A 16,344-nucleotide genomic window follows, 5' to 3' on the forward strand; every position below is an offset into this window, starting at 1 on the left:
CCCCCACGGCCGCGCACAGCAGCACCAGGACCTGCTCCAGCGGCACGCCACTCCCCCGATGTCCCCCGAGAAACCTCAAGAGTGTACAAGTCGCGGGTCAGCCGTCTGCCGGGGCCCCGCGCGGGGGTCAGCGAGCGCCGGCCGGGGTGCGCTTCCTCGAGGCGTAGATGTCGTCCACCAGCCCATAGGAGCGGGCCTGCTCGGCCGTGAAGATGCGGTCGCGCTCGATGTCCTTCCTGATCTCCAGGACGCCCTTGCCGGTGTGCCGCGACAGGATCTCCTCCTGCTGGTCGCGCATGCGCAGGATCTCCCTGGCGTGGATCTCCAGGTCGCTGGACTGCCCGCGACCGCCCTCGGTGGCCGGCTGGTGCAGCAGGACGCGCGCGTGGGGCAGCGCCGCCCGCTTGCCCGGCGACCCGGCCGCCAGCAGGACCGCCGCCGCCGAGGACGCCTCGCCGATGCAGACCGTGTGGATCTCCGGCCGGACGAACTGCATGGTGTCGTAGATGGCCGCCATCGCCGTGAACGAGCCGCCGGGCGAGTTGATGTAGATGTTGATGTCCTGGTCGGGGTCGAGCGACTCCAGCGTGAGCAGTTGCGCCATCACGTCGTTGGCCACGGTGTCGTCGATCGGCGCGCCCATGAAGATGACGCGGTCCTCGAACAGCTTGGTGTAGGGGGTTGTCTCCTTCGTGCCGTAGGAGGTGCGTTCGGTGAAGGAGGGCAACACGTAACGGCCGTTCATGTCAGTTCATCCCTTCGGCGATGTGGTCGACGAAGCCGTAGTCGAGCGCCTCCTGGGCCGTGAACCAGTGGTCGCGGTCGGAGTCGGCCTGGATGCGCTCCAGGGGCTGGCCGGTGTGATGGGCGGTGATCTCGGCCAGCTTGCGCTTGGTGAAGATCATGTTCTCGGCCTGGATCGCGATGTCGCTGGCGGAGCCGCCGATGCCGCCGAGCGGCTGGTGCATGACGATGCGGGCGTTGGGCAGGGCGTAGCGCTTGCCCTTGGCCCCCGCCGACAGCAGCACCTGGCCCATCGACGCGGCGAACCCCATCGCCACCGTGGCCACGTCGCACGGCACGAACTGCATCATGTCGTAGAGCGCCAGCCCCGCGTGCACGGAACCGCCCGGTGAATTGATGTAAAGGGTGATGTCGCGCTCGGGATCCTCGGCCGCGAGCAAAAGCAGCTCACCGCAGAGCCGGTTGCAGATCTCGTCGTCGACCTCTTGGCCGAGAACGACGATGCGCTCTTTCAGCAGGCGCTGGCTGAGCTGGTCAGGCCACTGTGCGCGCTGGGTGTCCGTCATGGTCGCCACCTTCCTGTGCCGGTATTCACGCGAAAAACGCTAGACCCCGAAGGCGCCCATGATGAATTCTTTTCGCTGGCGGCGCATTTCTCTAAGGGCGCATTATTCTGTGAGCGAATAAACGTCGACATATAATCGCCGATGTGAGAAAGAACCTGCCCCGCCGATGGGCGTGCCTCGTCCTGGGCGGCGCGCTGCTGATGCCGTACATGATGGTCGGCGTCCTGGTGGCGGCCATCTGGCAGGGCGAAGACGCCAACGTCCTGCTGCCCGCCCAGGTGGGCGTGTTCGTGGCGGTGCTGCCCGTGGTGGCGGCCACCGGGCTGTTCCTGCCGGTGCGGGCGCTGGAGGTGAACGCGGCGCAGGGCCTGCTCGGCGCGCACGTGGAGACCCCGCCGCGGCAGGCGGGCCGCTCCTGGCAGGAGCGCCGCCGCACCGCCGCCTGGTTCACGCTGCACCTCGCGATCGGCGGCGTGGTCAGCGGCTGCACGCTGGCGATCGTGCCGTTCACGGTGTTCACGCTGCTGCTGCCCATCGTCGGAGCCCCGACGCCGATGCTGGGCGCCGTCGTCACGCCGGGGTGGAACGCGGTGATGTGGGCGCTCGGCGGGCTCGCCACCCTGGCCGCGCTGATCGTCCTGGCCGCGGGTGCCGGCGCGCTGCTGGCCAGGCTGGCCCCCGTCCTGCTCGGCCCCACCCCGGAGGAGCGCCTGGCCGCCGCCGAGAAACAGGCCCGTACGCTGGCCGAGCGCAACCGGCTGGCCCGCGAGTTGCACGACTCGGTCGGCCACGCGCTGAGCGTCGTGACCCTGCAGGCCGCGGCCGCGGGCCGGGTGCTCGACCACGACCCCGGCACCGCCAGGAACGCGCTGGCCGCCATCGAGCAGTCCGCCCGCGCCGCCCTCGACGACCTCGACCACGTCCTGGGGGTGCTGCGGGACGGCGGCCGCGACCGCCCAGGCGAGAGCACAGACGGGGGCACGGGCGGAGGCACAGGCAGAGACACAGGCAGAGACACAGGGGTGGGCCGGCGCCCGCAGGCCACGCTCGCCGATCTCGACGACCTCATCGCCGCCTCCGGCGCTCAGGTACGGCAGGAGATCGGCGACCTGACGGGCGTGCCCGCCGTCGTGTCCCGGGAGGGCTACCGCATCCTGCAGGAGGCCCTCACCAACGCCATCAAGCACGGCCAAGGCCCGGTGCGGCTGTCGGCCGGCGTGCGGGGCGGCGAACTGCGGCTGGAGGTCACCAACGCCGCGGGAGGCGGCACCGCCGGCCCGTCGGGAGGCAGGGGCGTGGCAGGCATGCGCGAGCGCGTACGCCTGCTCAACGGCGACCTCGACGCCGGCCCCACACAGGCCGGGTGGACGGTCTCCGCCCGGCTGCCGCTACGGTCGAGTCCATGACTCTGACTGTCGTCATCGCCGACGACGAGGACCTCATCAGGGCCGGCCTGCGCATCATCATCGACGCCGAGCCCGGCCTGAGCGTGGTCGGCGAGGCCGCCGACGGCGCCGCGGTCCTGCCCGTCGTCCGCCGCGAGCGCCCCGACCTCGTGCTGATGGACGTGCGCATGCCCGCGCTCGACGGCATCCAGGCCACCGAGCGGCTCATGGCGCTGGACGACCCGCCCAAGGTGCTGGTGGTGACGACCTTCGAGAACGACGACTACGTCTACGACGCGCTGCGCGCCGGGGCCAGCGGCTTCCTGCTCAAACGCACCAGGCCCGAGGAACTGGTGCAGGCCGTCAAGCTCGTCGCCTCCGGCGAGTCGCTGCTGTTCCCCGCCGCGATCCGCACCCTCGCCGGGCGCCGCCAGGAGAGCGTCTCGCCCTCCAAGGTGCCGGGCATCGACCGGCTCACCGGGCGCGAGGGCGACGTGCTGCGCCTGATGACCCAGGGGCTGTCCAACCACGAGATCGCCGCCGAGCTGGTCGTCAGCCAGGAGACCGTCAAGACGCACGTCGGCAACGTGCTGGCCAAGCTCCGGGCGCGTGACCGTACACAGGCGGTGATCGCCGCCTACGAGTCCGGCTTCGTGTCCCCCAGATGACGGCCCGCCGGCCGTCCTGGGTTATCCGCGCAGGCCGGCGCGGCGCATGAGCTCGGCGCCGGGCAGCACGCTCGCCTCGGCCGCCGTCATGCCGGTGGCCGCCAGGATCTGGTCGACGAGCCGCAGCCCCACCGCGTATCCCGCCATGTCCGGAACGCCGCGCGGCTCCTGCCCGAAGGTGCGCGTCGCGCTGTCCCCCAGCACGAACGCCGGCGTGTTCTGCATCCCGGCCAGGTCGAAGTTCGCCATGATCTTCTCGTACGCGACGTCGTACCTCTCGCCGGTCACCATCGACGACCACGGGCCCATCGCCTCCGGCCCCGACAACTCGCGTACGAACGCCTCGGCCAGCCCTTCGGCCAGCACGTGCTCGCCGACGGTCACGGTCGCCGGGTTCCACTCGACGTTGCTGTAGCGCACGCCGTGGTGGAACTCGTGCACCGCCAGGTGCCCGATCTTGCCGATCACCTCGTCGGACGGCCAGGCCAGCAGGTAGATCATGCCCGGCGCGCCGCCCATGCCGTAGTAGCCGCCCGCCGTCGTCATCAAGTGGTCGTTGCCGGGGTCGCCCATGAAGAACCACACGTCCAGCGTGTCGCCCTGCTTGGCCTCCGACAGCCGCTCCGAGGCGCGAGTCAGCTCACGGCGTACCTGGCCCAGCACGTCGGCCTCGATCATGCGCTCGACGGCGGGCAGGTAGCGCGGGTCGTCGGCGTCGACCCGGAAGCCGCCGCCATGGTGGTGGATGTCGACGATGTCACCCGGCATCGGGATCACATCGCGCAGCGGCCCGAACAGCTCGCGCAGCGCGTCCGCACGCCGGTCGAGCGGCCCGCGCAACAGGTCGGCCATCGGCGTCAACGTGTCATGAATGATGAACTCCATGGCGCAGGACCCTAGAACCTCACGTTACGTGAGGGTCAACCGCGTTACCGCCCCCGGGGCCGTCAGAGCTCCGGCTCCTCGCCCCTCTCGTCGCCCGGCGACTCCCCCGGGGTGCCCGGCCCGGTCCGGCTCGGCTCGGGAGACTGCGACGGCGAGGGCTGAGGCTCGGGGGTCTCCGGCGTCGGCGGCGGCGTCGGCACGAACACCGTCGGCGGCAACTGCCTGGGCTGCGGCTCGTTCTCCTGCCGGCCGAGCACCAGCAGCAGCAGGATCGCCGTCACCAGGATCAGCAGCAGCACCAGGGCCAGCGCGGCCATCAGCACCCGCTTGCGCGTCTCGGTCAGCGGCCTGCGCCGCCTGGTCAGCCGGGGCAGCGCGGGCGCGCGGTCGGTCAGCCAGTAGGGGACGAAGTCGGGCCCGTGGGCCTCCCCGATGAGCGTCCCGCCCACCATCACCGGCTCCAGGAAGCGCTCCGCCCCCGCCCGGCCCGGCACGTACGGCACCGCCACCCACGGCGCCCGCCCGCCGTCCATGTCGAGCACCTCGGGAGCCCCGTCCAGCACCGCACCCCGCGGCCGGCCCGCCCGCTCCAGCCATCCGCGCATCCCGGACGACCGGCTCTCGCCGGCCTCCTTGACGGCCGTCACGAACCGGTCGCGCGCGGCGGCGTCGAGCGCGGCGCCTCTGGTGAGCACCGCCAGCGACACGGCACGCCCGTCGGGAGCCCGGCCCAGGTACACGAATCCGGCCGGCGCCGTCTGCAGGCGCGCCTGCACCACGTAGGGCCCCAGCCGGGGCGGGTCGCCGTACTGCAGGGGACTTGCCACGTTTGCCATGAAAGCACAGACGTGGCGTCGTGCGAGTTTGCGGCACGTTTGGTGGAATGGGGCTCATGAGCGTCGCCGAAGAGTTGCCGGGCGGAAACGACGCGGCACTGCTGCGTCAAAGTCTCGACGAGGTCCGGCGTGTCATCGTCGGACAGGACCACATGGTCGAAAGACTCATCGTGGCCCTGCTGGCCCGCGGGCACTGCCTGCTGGAAGGAGTCCCCGGCGTCGCCAAGACCCTCGCCGCGTCCACCCTGGCCACCGTCGTGGGCGGCACGTTCGCCCGCATCCAGTTCACCCCCGACCTCGTGCCGAGCGACATCATCGGCACCCGCGTCTTCCACCCGTCCAACGAGAAGTTCGACGTCGAGCTCGGCCCCGTCTTCGTCAACTTCCTGCTGGCCGACGAGATCAACCGCGCCCCCGCCAAGGTCCAGTCCGCGCTGCTGGAGGTCATGGCCGAGCGGCAGGTCACCCTCGCCGGCGTCACCCACCCGCTGCCCAAGCCGTTCATCGTGCTGGCCACCCAGAACCCCATCGAGTCCGAGGGCGTCTACCCCCTGCCCGAGGTGCAGCGCGACCGCTTCCTCTTCCGGGTGCGCGTGCCCCACCCCACCGCGCACGAGGAACTGGAGATCCTGCACCGGATGAGCGTCACCCCGCCCGTCCCCGAGCGGGTGCTCGACCCCGCCAAGCTGATCACGCTGCAGCAGGCGGCCGAGGACGTCTCGGTCCACCAGCTCGTCGCCGACTACGTGGTACGCCTGGTCATGTCCACCCGCAACCCGGGCGAATACGGCCTGGCCGAGCTGTCCGACACCATCGAGATCGGCGTCAGCCCCCGCGCCACGCTGGGCCTGGTCTCCGCCGGGCGGGCGCTGGCCCTGCTGCGGGGCCGCGACTACCTGCTGCCCGACGACGTACGCGACGTCGCCGTGGACGTCATGTCCCACCGGCTGATGCTCACCTTCGACGCGCTGGCCGACGGCGTCGACCCCGAGCAGGTCGTACGCCAGATCCTGCACGCCGTGCCCCCGCCCGTCGTCGTCTGGAACCAGAACCGGTGAACACCGCCGAGCAGGCGCTGCGCCGGCTGGAGCTGACCGTCACCCGGCGGCTGGACGGGCTGCTGCACGGCGCCCACCAGGGGCTGCTGCCCGGCACCGGCAGCGAGGCCGGCGACAGCCGGGTCTACGTGCCCGGCGAGGACGACGTGCGCCGCATGGACTGGGCCGTCACCGCCCGCACCACCATCCCCCACGTACGCGACCTGATCGCCGACCGTGAGCTGGAGACGTGGGCGCTGGCCGACCTGTCGCCCAGCATGGACTTCGGCACCGCCGACACCGACAAGCGCGACCTGGTCGTGGCGGCGGTCGGCGCGATCGGGTTCCTGTCGAGCAGGATGGGAGACCGGTTCGGCGCCCTGGTGATCCACGACGAGCACATCCACCGCATGCCCGCCCGTACCGGCCGCCCCGCACTCTACGGACTGCTGCACTCCCTCATGGACGCCCCCCGCGGCCAGGCCGTGCCCGACCCGCCCGACCTGGCCGAGGGCATCGACGTGCTGTCGGCCAGCCGCAGGCGCCGCGGCATGCGGCTGATCGTCTCCGACTTCCTCGACGCCCGGCCCGACCTCGATCCCGACGCCGAACGCCCGTGGGAGCGCCCCATCAGGCGCCTGGCGGCCCGCCACCAGGTGCTGGCCGTCGAGGTGATCGACCCGCGCGAGCTGGAGCTGCCCGACGTGGGCCGGGTCGCGTTCGCCGATCCCGAGACCGGGAACGTACGCGAGGTGCATCTTTCACCCAAAGTCCGGCAAGCGTATGCCGAAGCGGCCGCCCAGCAACGCGAGGGCACTCGCCGGGCGCTGCGCCGCGCCGGCATCGCCCACCTCGTGCTGCGCACCGACCGCGACTGGGTGTTCGACGTGGCCCAGTTCGTCCTGCGCCAGCGCCGCATGAGCCACCTGGCCCACCGGAGACCCGTGTGAGCGAGCGAAACGAGGAGACCATCACCGACGCTATCGTGGTCACGAGGCCCGGGAAGGAGGCCTGGTGACCTTTCTCGCCCCTGCCTGGCTGTGGTTGTTCGTGCTGGTGCTGCTGCTGGTGGCCGGCTACGTCGCGGCGCAGTTCGCCCGCCGCCGCTACACCGTGCGCTTCACCAACCTGGCACTGCTCAACCTCGTCGCCCCCGCCGGGCCCGGCTGGCGCCGCCACGTGGCGCCGGCGCTGTTCCTCGTCATGATGTCGCTCCTGGTCGTCGGCGCCGCCAAACCCGCCGGCGAGGTACGCGTGCCGCGCGACCGCGCCACCATCATGATCGCGCTCGACGTGTCCCTGTCGATGGACGCCGACGACGTCGACCCCGACAGGATCAGCGCCGCCAAGGCGGCCGCCCAGTCCTTCGCCAAGGAGCTGCCCGACCGCTTCAACGTCGGCGTGGTCTCCTTCGCCCGATCCGCCAACGTGGTCATCTCCCCCACCACCGACCACCAGGCCGTGATCACCGCCATCGGCAACCTCACCACCAGGCCGGGCACCGCGATCGGCGAGGCCGTCTTCAACTCGCTCGAGTCGGTGCGCTCGTTCGACCAGCAGGCCGTCACCGACCCGCCGCCGGCCGCCGTCGTGCTGCTGTCCGACGGCGACAACACCTCCGGCCGGTCGGTCAACGAGGCCATCGACGCGGCCCAGCAGGCCGGCGTACCGGTCTCGACGATCGCGTACGGCACCCAGGAGGGCACCGTCGACATCGACGGCCGGCCGGTGAACGTGCCGGTCAACAAGCAGACCCTGCAGTCGTTGTCCGACGGCACCAGCGGCCGCGCCTACACCGCCGAGTCCGGGACGGAGCTGCGCGAGGTCTACGAGCAGATCGGCACCTCGCTCGGTTACAAGCTGGTCAACCAGGAGATCACCCAGTGGTTCATCGTGGCCGCCATCATGGCCGGGCTGCTGGTGGCGGGAGCGGCCGTGCTGTTCGGCGCCAGGATCCCGTAACGTTCTGCCTCGTGGCCCACTACTTCTCCGAGCAGCCGAGGACCGCGAGCAGGCCGGGCTCGGTCGACCTGGTCCTGCCCGACCTGCACCTGCGGCTGGAGACCGACAGCGGCGTGTTCTCCCCCGAGCGGATCGACCTCGGCACGCGCGTGCTGCTGGAGAGCGTCCCGCCCCCTCCGGCGCGGGGCGACCTGCTCGACCTCGGCTGCGGCTACGGCCCGATCGCGCTGACCATGGCCTCGCGCGCGCCGGAGGCGACGGTGTGGGCCGTCGATGTGAACCGGCGGAGCCTGGAGCTGACCGCGCGCAATGCCGAGGCCGCCCGCCTTTACAAAGTAAGACCGGTGCACGTGGACGACGTGCCGGACGACGTGAGGTTCCGCGCCATCTGGTCCAACCCCGCGATCCGCATCGGCAAGCAGGCCCTGCACGACATGCTCACCAGGTGGCTGACCCTGCTGACGCCCGACGGCGTGGCCTACCTGGTCGTCCAGAAACACCTCGGCTCCGACTCCCTGCAGCGCTGGCTCGGCGAGCAGGGCTGGCAGGCCTCCCGCGAGGCCAGCCGAGCCGCCTACCGCATCCTGAAGGTGACCCGATGAGAAGGCAGCTGCGCCCCACCGACGTCAAGCGGCTCAACCGCACCTGGCGCAGGAACACCCACCACCGCCTCGGCCTGATCATCGAGTCGGTCACCGGCCCGTTCAACATCGGCTCGATCTTCCGCAGCGCCGCCGCCTTCGGCGTCGACGAGGTCTGGCTCGCCGGCAACGCGACCCCTCCGACCAACCCCAAGGTGGGCAAGACCGCGCTGGGCACCGAACGGCTCGTCACCTGGCACGAGGCGATGCCCGCCGCCGAGGCGGTCAAGGCCGCCCGCGAAGAGGGCTACACGGTGCTGGCCGTCGAGCTGACCGCCGATGCCGCGCCGCTGCACCGGGCGGAGCTCGGCCGGGACGTGTGCCTGGTGGTCGGCAGCGAGGACCACGGCTGCTCCCCCGCCCTGCTCGACGCCGCCGACGGCGCCTGTTACATCCCCCAGGTCGGCCGGGTCGGCTCGTTCAACGTCGCGGTGGCGGCGGCCATCGCCCTGGCCGAGGCACGCCGCCAGGAGTGGGAGAATCTCCCCGAATCGTAATCCTCACCGTTCACCCGGAAGGGCATACTTCAGGACGTGCTCAGCCGTCGCTTCGCCTTTCTCGACCACCCGGGCCCGCTGGCCTTCGCCCATCGCGGCGGAGCCGCCGAGAGCGCGGAGAACTCCGCCGCCGCGTTCGAGCGGGCGGTCGGCCTCGGATACGCCTATCTGGAGACGGACGCCCGCGCCACCGCCGACGGCGTGCTGCTCGCCTTTCACGACCACACCCTCGACCGCGTGACCGACCGGCGGGGCCGCGTCTCCGAACTCCCCTACCGCGAGGTCAAGAGGGCCCGCATCGACGGGGTCCACGAGATCCCGCTGCTGGAGGACCTGCTGGGCACCTGGCCGGAGATCCGCTTCAACATCGACGTCAAGGAGCCGGCCGCCATCGCCCCGCTCGCCGCGGCGGTCCGGCGTACCAACGCCTACGACCGGATCTGCCTGACGTCCTTCTCCGACGAGCGCCTGGCCCTGGCCAGGGCGGCCCTGGGCCGCCAGGTCTGCTCGGCGCTCGGCCCGCGCGGCGTCGCCGCGCTGCGCGCCGCCGCCGCCACCTCCGGCTACGGCCGGCTGCTCGCCCGCCTGTCCCGCGCCGGCGTGCCGTGCGCACAGGTGCCGGTGGGCTTCCGCGGCCTGCGCGTCACCACCCGGGCACTGGTCCGCACGGCGCACGCGATCGGCATGCAGGTGCACGTGTGGACCATCAACGACACCGCCCGCATGGAGCGCCTGCTCGACCTGGGCGTCGACGGCATCATGACCGACAACGTCACCGGCCTGCGCGACGTCCTGCAACGTCGTGGCCAGTGGCACCCCGGCCGGCTGGCCGCCTGAGCGCGACGCACCCCCGCCCTTGCCCTCCTAGGAGCGACACGACACCATGCCCGCACCCGCACCCCCCGGGGCCCTCGACGACTCCCCCGCAGCCCGCCGGCGCGAGCAGCGCGGCTGGTACTTCTACGACTGGGCCAACTCCGCCTTCTACACCACGATCATCTCGGTCTTCCTCGGCCCCTACCTCATCCCGGTCGCCAAGACCGCCGCCTGTGCCCAGGACTTCCCCGGCATGGCCGCCGACCGGTGCGTGGCCGGCTTCGACCAGCTGGCGATCGACAACCCGGGCCTCGGGTACGTCGACGTGCTCGGCGCGGACATCAGGCCCGCCGCGTACTTCGGGCTGATCATGACGGTCGCGGTGCTGCTGCAGATCGTGTTCCTGCCCATCGTGGGCGCGCTGGCCGACCACATCGGCCGCAAGCGGGAGATGCTCGGCGGCTTCGCCTACGTCGGCGCCCTGGCCACCATGGGGCTGTACTTCGTCGAGGGCGACCGCTACATGCTCGGCGGCGTGCTGTTCGTCGTGGCCAACCTGGCCTACGGCTCCTCGGTCGTGGTCTACGACTCGTTCCTGCCGCAGATCTCCACGGCGGCCGAACGCGACACCGTCTCCTCGCGCGGCTGGGCCATCGGCTATCTCGGCGGCGGCCTGCTGCTGGCCCTCAACCTGGTGCTCTATCTCCAGCACGAGAGCCTGGGGCTGGCCGAGGGCATGGCGGTGCGCATCAGCATGATGTCGGCCGGGCTGTGGTGGGCCGTGTTCACCATCGTGCCGCTGCTGCGGCTGCGCAACCGGCCGGTGCCCGCGCACGAGGGCACCGCGCTGCGCTCGGTCGGCGGCAGCTTCCGGCAGCTCGGCCGCACGCTGGCCGAGCTGCGCCGCTACCCGCTGACGCTGCTGTTCCTGGTGGCCTACCTCGTCTACAACGACGGCGTGCAGACGGTCATCGGCAACAGCGCGGCCTTCGCCTCCGAGGCCCTCAAGCTGGACAAGACCGTACAGATCAGCGCGATCCTGATGGTGCAGTTCGTGGCGTTCTTCGGCGCGCTGCTGCTCGGGCGGCTGGCCGTCAGCTTCGGCACCAAGCGCACGGTGCTGGCCAGCCTGGTGGTGTGGACCGCGATCGTGGTGATGGCCGTGTTCGTCGGCGAGGGGCAGGCCCTGCAGTTCTACCTCATGGCCTTCGCGATCGCGATCGTGCTGGGCGGCACCCAGGCCCTGTCGCGCTCGCTGTTCTCGCAGGTGATCCCCAAGGGGCGGGAGGCCGAATACTTCAGCCTGCTGCAGATCAGCGACAAGGGGTCGGCGTTCATCGGCTCGCTGACGGTGACCGTGGCGCTGCAGCTCACCAACAGCTACCGCATCGCCATCGTCTCCATGATCATATTCTTCGTCGTCGGGTTCGTGCTCCTGGCGCTGATCAACCTGCCCAAGGCCATCCGCGCCGCGGGCAACGAGGTCCCCGAGCGGATCTGAACGCTCAGCCGGCGTCCTCGCCCACCTGAGCGCCCGCCTGGGCTCCGAGGAGCATCGTGCCCGGCCCCTGGGCCGCTCCAGGGCCGGGCACGGCCGTCACCGTGCCCGCCGTGACCTCGCCGCCGCAGTGCGGGCAGGTGACCACGGGGGTGAAACGCTCGCCACAGGAGTGCACCAGCAGCGCGGGCGGGCCGCCCGGCGGGGTGGCCCAGCGATCGCCCCAGGCCATCAGGGTCATCAGGGCGGGCACGATGTCACGGCCGGCCTCCGTCAGGACGTACTCGTGACGCACCGGCCGTTCCTGGTACGGCCGCTTCTCCACCACCCCCGCCGCCACCAGGCGCTCCAGGCGGCCGGCCAGGAGGTTGCGGGAGATGCCCAGGTCCGCGGCCAGATCGTCGAACCTGCACAGCCCGAGGAACAGGTCGCGCAGAATCAGCGGCGTCCACGGCTCGCCGACCACCCCGACGGCCTGGGCGATGGAGCAGTGCATCTCACCGAACCTGTTCATGGACCCACGATAGTGGGTTGCTAAAGTGAACCCATGACGGTTCACATTCAGGACTCACCAGCGGCGGCCTACCGCCGGGCGGGCGAGGAACACGACCTCGACGCCCTGATGACCACGCTCGCCGACGACGTGGTCCTGCACTCACCGCTCAGCGCCACAGCCACCTTCCAGGGCAGGGACCAGGTGGGCGAGCTGTTCTCCGTCGTGATGAGCGTCCTGTCCGGCATGCGTTACCACAGCGACGTCGGCGACGACCGGACCCGCGTGCTGACCGCGACCGCCCGCCTGAGGGACCTCGAGGTGCACGAGGCCGCCGTTGTCGAGGTGGACGACGAAGGGCTGGTCAAGGACATCACCTTGTACGTCCGGCCGCTGCCCGCGCTGACCGCGCTGATGGCCGCGCTGGGCCCCGGCATGGCCCGCGCGTCCGGCAGGCCGGGGCTGGCCCTGCTGGTGGGCGCCGCCGTCAGGCCGCTGGCGGCGATGACCCGGCTGGGCGACAGGACACTGGTGCCGCTGGTGACCCGAAGAGGCAGGAGGTAACCGGTCCGGAAGCGTGAGCGCGGCGGTGGTCGCGGAAACCGCCACGACCAGAAACGATCGGCCGAAACTCCGCGGTCTGCGCCCTGAGCTGGCCCTGAGCCCCCGAACCCGCTGCCAGGAGCCCCGCCGGCGGACCCCATGGGAAGAACCGAGGCCCCAAGCGCGATTGGATCACCCCGCAGGTGGGAATCCCATCACGGTACCAAGCGTTAGACACCGTGGGAGACAGACCCCCCACGCATGGGGGCCCTGTAGGAGGCATTTAAACATGGGCGAGCGCGCGCTTCGTGGCACCCGGCTCGGGGCAACCAGCTACGAGAACGACCGTAACACGGATCTGGCCCCACGCCAGGAGGTGTCCTACACCTGTCCTAAGGGGCATTGCTTCGAGGTTCCGCTTGCCGCCGAGGCTGAAATCCCCGCGACGTGGGAGTGCCGCATGTGCGGCGCGACCGCCGTCCGCGTGGACGGCGAGCAGCCGGAATCGAAGAAGACCAAGCCGCCGCGGACACACTGGGACATGCTCCTGGAGCGGCGGTCCATCGAGGATCTTGAGGAGGTGCTCAACGAACGGCTCGCCGTGTTGCGAGCTCAGCGTCGTAAGAGCGCCTGATCCCCTCTCACGGTGAAACCCCCGGGCACCACCCGGGGGTCTTTCTCGCGCGGCGAAGCCGTCAGGCGTCGCGGTCCTCGCGGATCACCTCGCCGTGCACCACCCGTGCTCCGCGCGGCGCGCCCTCATCGGACGGAGCCGCGCCGGGAAACCCGCCGTCCGGCGGGAACATGCCGGCGTACGGGGACGCCGCGGCCATGCGCTTGACCCTGCGCTCGAAGAACGACGAGCTCACCCGGCGCACCAGCGGCCGGGTGACCGGCAGCACGCACGCCAGGCCGAGCACGTCGGTGACGAAACCCGGCACCAGCAGCAGCCCGCCGCCCACCAGAATCAGGCCGCTGTCGGCCAGTTCACGCTCGGGCATGCGCCCGGTCTGCACCGACTCCTGAAGGACCCGCCACGCCCTGCGCCCCTCGCGACGCATCAGCCAGGCGCCCAGCAGGCTGCCGGCGATGAGGACGGTCACGGTCGCCGGCCCGCCGATCGCGGCCCCGACCTGGAACATCAGCCAGATCTCCAGGACGGGGAAGAGCAGGAAGGCCAGGAAGAGCAGCAGCCGCATCGTTTCCTCGTTTCCACACGCGCGTACAGCAGGAACAACGCCCGAAGCCCCCGAACCGTTCCGCCCGGCGGCAGATCCACGGACGAACAACCCCATCCAGGCGGTCGTACGGCCCTGCCGCACCGCGCACGCCGGCGGTTCCCGCCGGGTCCGGCGTTCCTGAGGCCCGAGGCCGGCTCAGCCCCGGCCGCGCCTGCCGCGCAGGCGCCCCGGCAGGCCGGTGACACCCCACATCCCGATCCGCCACAACGCCTCGGACATGACCTTGCCGCTCATCTTGCTCTTGCCGACCGTACGTTCCACGAACGTGATCGGCACCTCGACCACCCGCAGCCCGTGCCGCGACGTACGCAGCGTCAGATCGACCTGGAAGCAGTAGCCCTGCGACTCCACCCCCGCCAGCCCCACCTTGTCCAGCGTGGCCGAACGGTAGGCGCGGAACCCGGCGGTCGCGTCGCGCACGGGCAGGCCCAGCATGACCCGCGTGTAGATGTTGGCGCCCTTGGACAGCAGCTCGCGCCGGTGCGGCCAGTTGACCACCTTGCCGCCGGGCACGTACCGCGAGCCGATCGCCAGGTCGGCGCCGTCGGCCAGCGCCTCCAGCAGCTTGGGCAGTTCCTCGGGCTGGTGCGAGCCGTCGGCGTCCATCTCGACCAGCACGTCGTAACCTTCGTCCAGCCCCCAGCGGAACCCCGCGATGTACGCCGCGCCGAGCCCCTGCTTGCCTGGCCGGTGCAGGACGTGCACGTGGTCGTCGCCCGCCGCCAGCCCGTCGGCGACCTCGCCCGTGCCGTCAGGGCTGTTGTCGTCGGCCACGAGCACGTGGGCCGCCGGCACCGCGGACCGCAGCCGCTCCACGATCACGGGAAGGTTGTCGCGCTCGTTGTAGGTCGGCACGATGACGAGCACCCGGCCGAGAGTCTCCATGTCAGTCGTTCCTCATCCGGTCTGCTCGCCGCCTGCCACGCCACGCGGCGACTCCGGCCGCCGCCGCTCCCATCACCATCAATGCCCACTCAGGAAACGCCCCCACCCTGGTTGCAAGCGTTTTCTCAGTGCGCACGGGCACCTTGACCACGTTCATGTCCGCGACCAGTTCGCGGGTTTGCCAGGAGACTTTACCGTCAGGCATGACAAACGCGGAGATCCCTGTCGTGGCCGCGGTCACGACGGCCCTGTTGTGCTCCACCGCGCGCAGCTTCGACATCGCCAGTTGCTGAGGCGGAAGGTTGGACAGCGCGTAGCTGGCGTTGTTGGTCTGCACCACCAGCGGCGTGCCCCCGGCGCGCACGGTCTCGCGCACGGTGCCGTCGTAGGCCACCTCGTAACAGTTGACCGCGCCGATCGTCACCGGCCCCATCTTCAGATCGCCCGGCTCGTCGCCCGGCACCGACTGCCGGCCCACCAGCCCGGCCCGCTCCCACAGGGCCAGCACGATCTCCTTCAGCGGCGTGAACTCCCCGAACGGCACCAGATGCTGCTTGTCGTAGTAGTCGCCCGCCCCGGTCACCGGGTCCCACACGAGGCTGCGGGTGGCGCGGTGCTCGTCGCCGATCGCCACGACCGCGCCGACGAGCGTGGGCACCCCGACGTCCCGCACGGAGTCGTGGATGGTCTCCCGGGCGAACCGGTCGCGGTAGGGGTCGATGTCGGTGGAGTTCTCCGGCAGGACGACCAGGTCGGGCTTGGGGAGCCTGCCCTCGCGTACGGCCTGGGCCAGGCGCTTGGTCTCGTTGGCGTGGTTGCGCAGGACGACGGCGGGCTCGTCGCCGAGCACGTTCATGCCCCGGCCGGGAACGTTGCCCTGCACGATGCCGACGTTGACCGTACGGCCCTCATCGCCCGGCCGCGGCACGGCCAGGCTCAGCACGGGCACGGCCAGGGCCAGCGCCACCGGAGCCGCCCTGTGCCGGAGCGCGCGCCCGTGCAGCGCGCGCCCGTGCGACAGGAACGCCTGGGCCAGCAGAGCGCCGCACAACACGACGGCGAACGACACCAGCGGCGCGCCGCCCAGGGCCGCGTAGACGGTGAACAGCGACTCGCCCTGGCTGAAGGCCGCCCGCGCCCACGGGAACCCGCCGAAGGGCACCAGGCCGCGCAGCCACTCCATGGCCACCCACAGGCCGCCGAACCACACCGGCCAGCCGGGCAGGCGGAACACGAGCGCGGCCGCGGCGGCCATGGCGGCGTAGAAGAGGCTCTCCGCGCCGACGAGCATGAGCCAGACGTCGTCGCCGATCGTGCGCACCCACGCCACGCCGGGGAACAGGAACGCCGCGGCGCCGACGTAGCCGAGCCAGGCCGCCCGCCTGGGGCGGGTGCCGTGGAGAGAGGCGACGATCAGCGCGATGCCCAGGGGGGCGCACCACCACCAGTCGAGCGGCGGGAAGGCGGCGAACAACGCCAGCCCGCCGGCCACGGCCGCCGCGACCCTGGCCACGGTCATGCGCCGGGGCTCGCGTCCCGGCTCACCCGCGGCAGCCCGGGGACCGCCCCTCGACGGCACGCCGTCACCGGGGGCGGTCGCAATCTTGGCTTCCTCCTCGCCACGCGACCCGCCCGCCTCCTCACCGC

The 16,344-nt window shown here is 71.4% G+C and carries 19 protein-coding genes; 11 read left to right on the plus strand and 8 right to left on the minus strand.

The window, feature by feature from the left end; all coding sequences use genetic code 11:
* Window positions 1-127: 127 nt before the first annotated feature.
* Together E1295_RS41430 and E1295_RS41435 are read right to left on the minus strand one after the other, a co-directional pair.
* Entirely contained in the window at window positions 128-745 is a 618-nt protein-coding gene (locus tag E1295_RS41430) for an ATP-dependent Clp protease proteolytic subunit (protein ID WP_132639715.1), read from the minus strand.
* Window position 746: 1 nt separating this feature from the next.
* Window positions 747-1,310: a ClpP family protease gene (locus E1295_RS41435; RefSeq protein ID WP_132639717.1), complete on the minus strand. Its 564-nt coding sequence runs from the start codon at window positions 1,308-1,310 to the stop codon at window positions 747-749.
* Window positions 1,311-1,453: 143 nt separating this feature from the next.
* On the opposite strand from E1295_RS41435, the gene E1295_RS41440 reads away from it, so the two are divergent.
* Both E1295_RS41440 and E1295_RS41445 read left to right on the plus strand, forming a co-directional pair.
* Complete coding sequence (locus E1295_RS41440) at window positions 1,454-2,716, plus strand: sensor histidine kinase (RefSeq protein ID WP_132639719.1); 1,263 nt, start codon at window positions 1,454-1,456, stop codon at window positions 2,714-2,716.
* The gene (locus E1295_RS41445) at window positions 2,713-3,363 is read left to right on the plus strand and encodes a response regulator (RefSeq protein WP_132639721.1); all 651 of its coding nucleotides are present in this window, start codon (window positions 2,713-2,715) and stop codon (window positions 3,361-3,363) included. The genes E1295_RS41440 and E1295_RS41445 overlap by 4 nt, the downstream gene beginning before the upstream one ends.
* Window positions 3,364-3,384: 21 nt before the next feature.
* Here E1295_RS41445 and E1295_RS41450 read toward each other — a convergent pair whose 3' ends face one another.
* Both E1295_RS41450 and E1295_RS41455 read right to left on the minus strand, forming a co-directional pair.
* The gene (locus E1295_RS41450) at window positions 3,385-4,248 is read right to left on the minus strand and encodes a DUF2268 domain-containing putative Zn-dependent protease (RefSeq protein ID WP_132639723.1); all 864 of its coding nucleotides are present in this window, start codon (window positions 4,246-4,248) and stop codon (window positions 3,385-3,387) included.
* Window positions 4,249-4,310: 62 nt separating this feature from the next.
* On the minus strand, window positions 4,311-5,084 hold the full coding sequence (locus E1295_RS41455; RefSeq protein ID WP_166427670.1) for a hypothetical protein: 774 nt from the start codon (window positions 5,082-5,084) through the stop codon (window positions 4,311-4,313).
* 56 nt (window positions 5,085-5,140) lie between these two features.
* Between E1295_RS41455 and E1295_RS41460 the strand changes: the two genes are divergently transcribed.
* The 7 genes from E1295_RS41460 to E1295_RS41490 all read left to right on the plus strand — a co-directional run bounded on the left by E1295_RS41460 (window position 5,141) and on the right by E1295_RS41490 (window position 11,538).
* Entirely contained in the window at window positions 5,141-6,142 is a 1,002-nt protein-coding gene (locus tag E1295_RS41460) for an AAA family ATPase (protein WP_132639725.1), read from the plus strand.
* The gene (locus E1295_RS41465) at window positions 6,139-7,071 is read left to right on the plus strand and encodes a DUF58 domain-containing protein (protein ID WP_342775959.1); all 933 of its coding nucleotides are present in this window, start codon (window positions 6,139-6,141) and stop codon (window positions 7,069-7,071) included. The genes E1295_RS41460 and E1295_RS41465 overlap by 4 nt, the downstream gene beginning before the upstream one ends.
* 64 nt (window positions 7,072-7,135) lie before the next feature.
* A complete protein-coding gene (locus tag E1295_RS41470) occupies window positions 7,136-8,083 on the plus strand; it encodes a VWA domain-containing protein (protein WP_132639727.1) in 948 nt (315 codons plus the stop codon).
* A gap of 11 nt (window positions 8,084-8,094) precedes the next feature.
* The gene (locus tag E1295_RS41475; protein WP_132639729.1) at window positions 8,095-8,685 is read left to right on the plus strand and encodes a class I SAM-dependent methyltransferase; all 591 of its coding nucleotides are present in this window, start codon (window positions 8,095-8,097) and stop codon (window positions 8,683-8,685) included.
* A complete protein-coding gene (locus tag E1295_RS41480) occupies window positions 8,682-9,221 on the plus strand; it encodes a TrmH family RNA methyltransferase (protein WP_132639731.1) in 540 nt (179 codons plus the stop codon). Before E1295_RS41475 ends, E1295_RS41480 begins: the two co-directional genes overlap by 4 nt.
* Before the next feature lie 36 nt (window positions 9,222-9,257).
* Entirely contained in the window at window positions 9,258-10,058 is an 801-nt protein-coding gene (locus E1295_RS41485) for a glycerophosphodiester phosphodiesterase family protein (protein WP_132639733.1), read from the plus strand.
* Between the two features lie 46 nt (window positions 10,059-10,104).
* On the plus strand, window positions 10,105-11,538 hold the full coding sequence (locus tag E1295_RS41490) for an MFS transporter (RefSeq protein WP_132639735.1): 1,434 nt from the start codon (window positions 10,105-10,107) through the stop codon (window positions 11,536-11,538).
* A 4-nt stretch (window positions 11,539-11,542) separates the two neighbouring features.
* Here the strand turns inward: E1295_RS41490 and E1295_RS41495 are convergent, their stop codons facing one another.
* A complete protein-coding gene (locus tag E1295_RS41495) occupies window positions 11,543-12,049 on the minus strand; it encodes a winged helix-turn-helix transcriptional regulator (protein WP_220449148.1) in 507 nt (168 codons plus the stop codon).
* A gap of 33 nt (window positions 12,050-12,082) precedes the next feature.
* Here E1295_RS41495 and E1295_RS41500 point away from each other — a divergent pair, with 33 nt between their 5' ends.
* Together E1295_RS41500 and E1295_RS41505 are read left to right on the plus strand one after the other, a co-directional pair.
* On the plus strand, window positions 12,083-12,592 hold the full coding sequence (locus E1295_RS41500; RefSeq protein ID WP_132639738.1) for a nuclear transport factor 2 family protein: 510 nt from the start codon (window positions 12,083-12,085) through the stop codon (window positions 12,590-12,592).
* Window positions 12,593-12,860: 268 nt separating this feature from the next.
* Entirely contained in the window at window positions 12,861-13,205 is a 345-nt protein-coding gene (locus E1295_RS41505; RefSeq protein ID WP_132639740.1) for an RNA polymerase-binding protein RbpA, read from the plus strand.
* Between the two features lie 61 nt (window positions 13,206-13,266).
* On the opposite strand, the gene E1295_RS41510 is transcribed toward E1295_RS41505, so the two are convergent.
* The 3 genes from E1295_RS41510 to lnt form a co-directional block, all read right to left on the minus strand.
* The gene (locus tag E1295_RS41510; RefSeq protein WP_132639742.1) at window positions 13,267-13,770 is read right to left on the minus strand and encodes an FxsA family protein; all 504 of its coding nucleotides are present in this window, start codon (window positions 13,768-13,770) and stop codon (window positions 13,267-13,269) included.
* A 177-nt stretch (window positions 13,771-13,947) separates the two neighbouring features.
* Window positions 13,948-14,697, minus strand: coding sequence for a polyprenol monophosphomannose synthase (locus E1295_RS41515; protein ID WP_132639744.1), 750 nt, complete (start codon window positions 14,695-14,697; stop codon window positions 13,948-13,950).
* Window position 14,698: 1 nt separating this feature from the next.
* Window positions 14,699-16,344 (minus strand): apolipoprotein N-acyltransferase (gene lnt / locus E1295_RS41520; RefSeq protein WP_342775960.1); only part of this gene is annotated, 1,646 nt, incomplete at its 5' end.

Source organism: Nonomuraea mesophila, assembly GCF_004352805.1.
GTDB lineage: Bacteria > Actinomycetota > Actinomycetes > Streptosporangiales > Streptosporangiaceae > Nonomuraea > Nonomuraea longispora.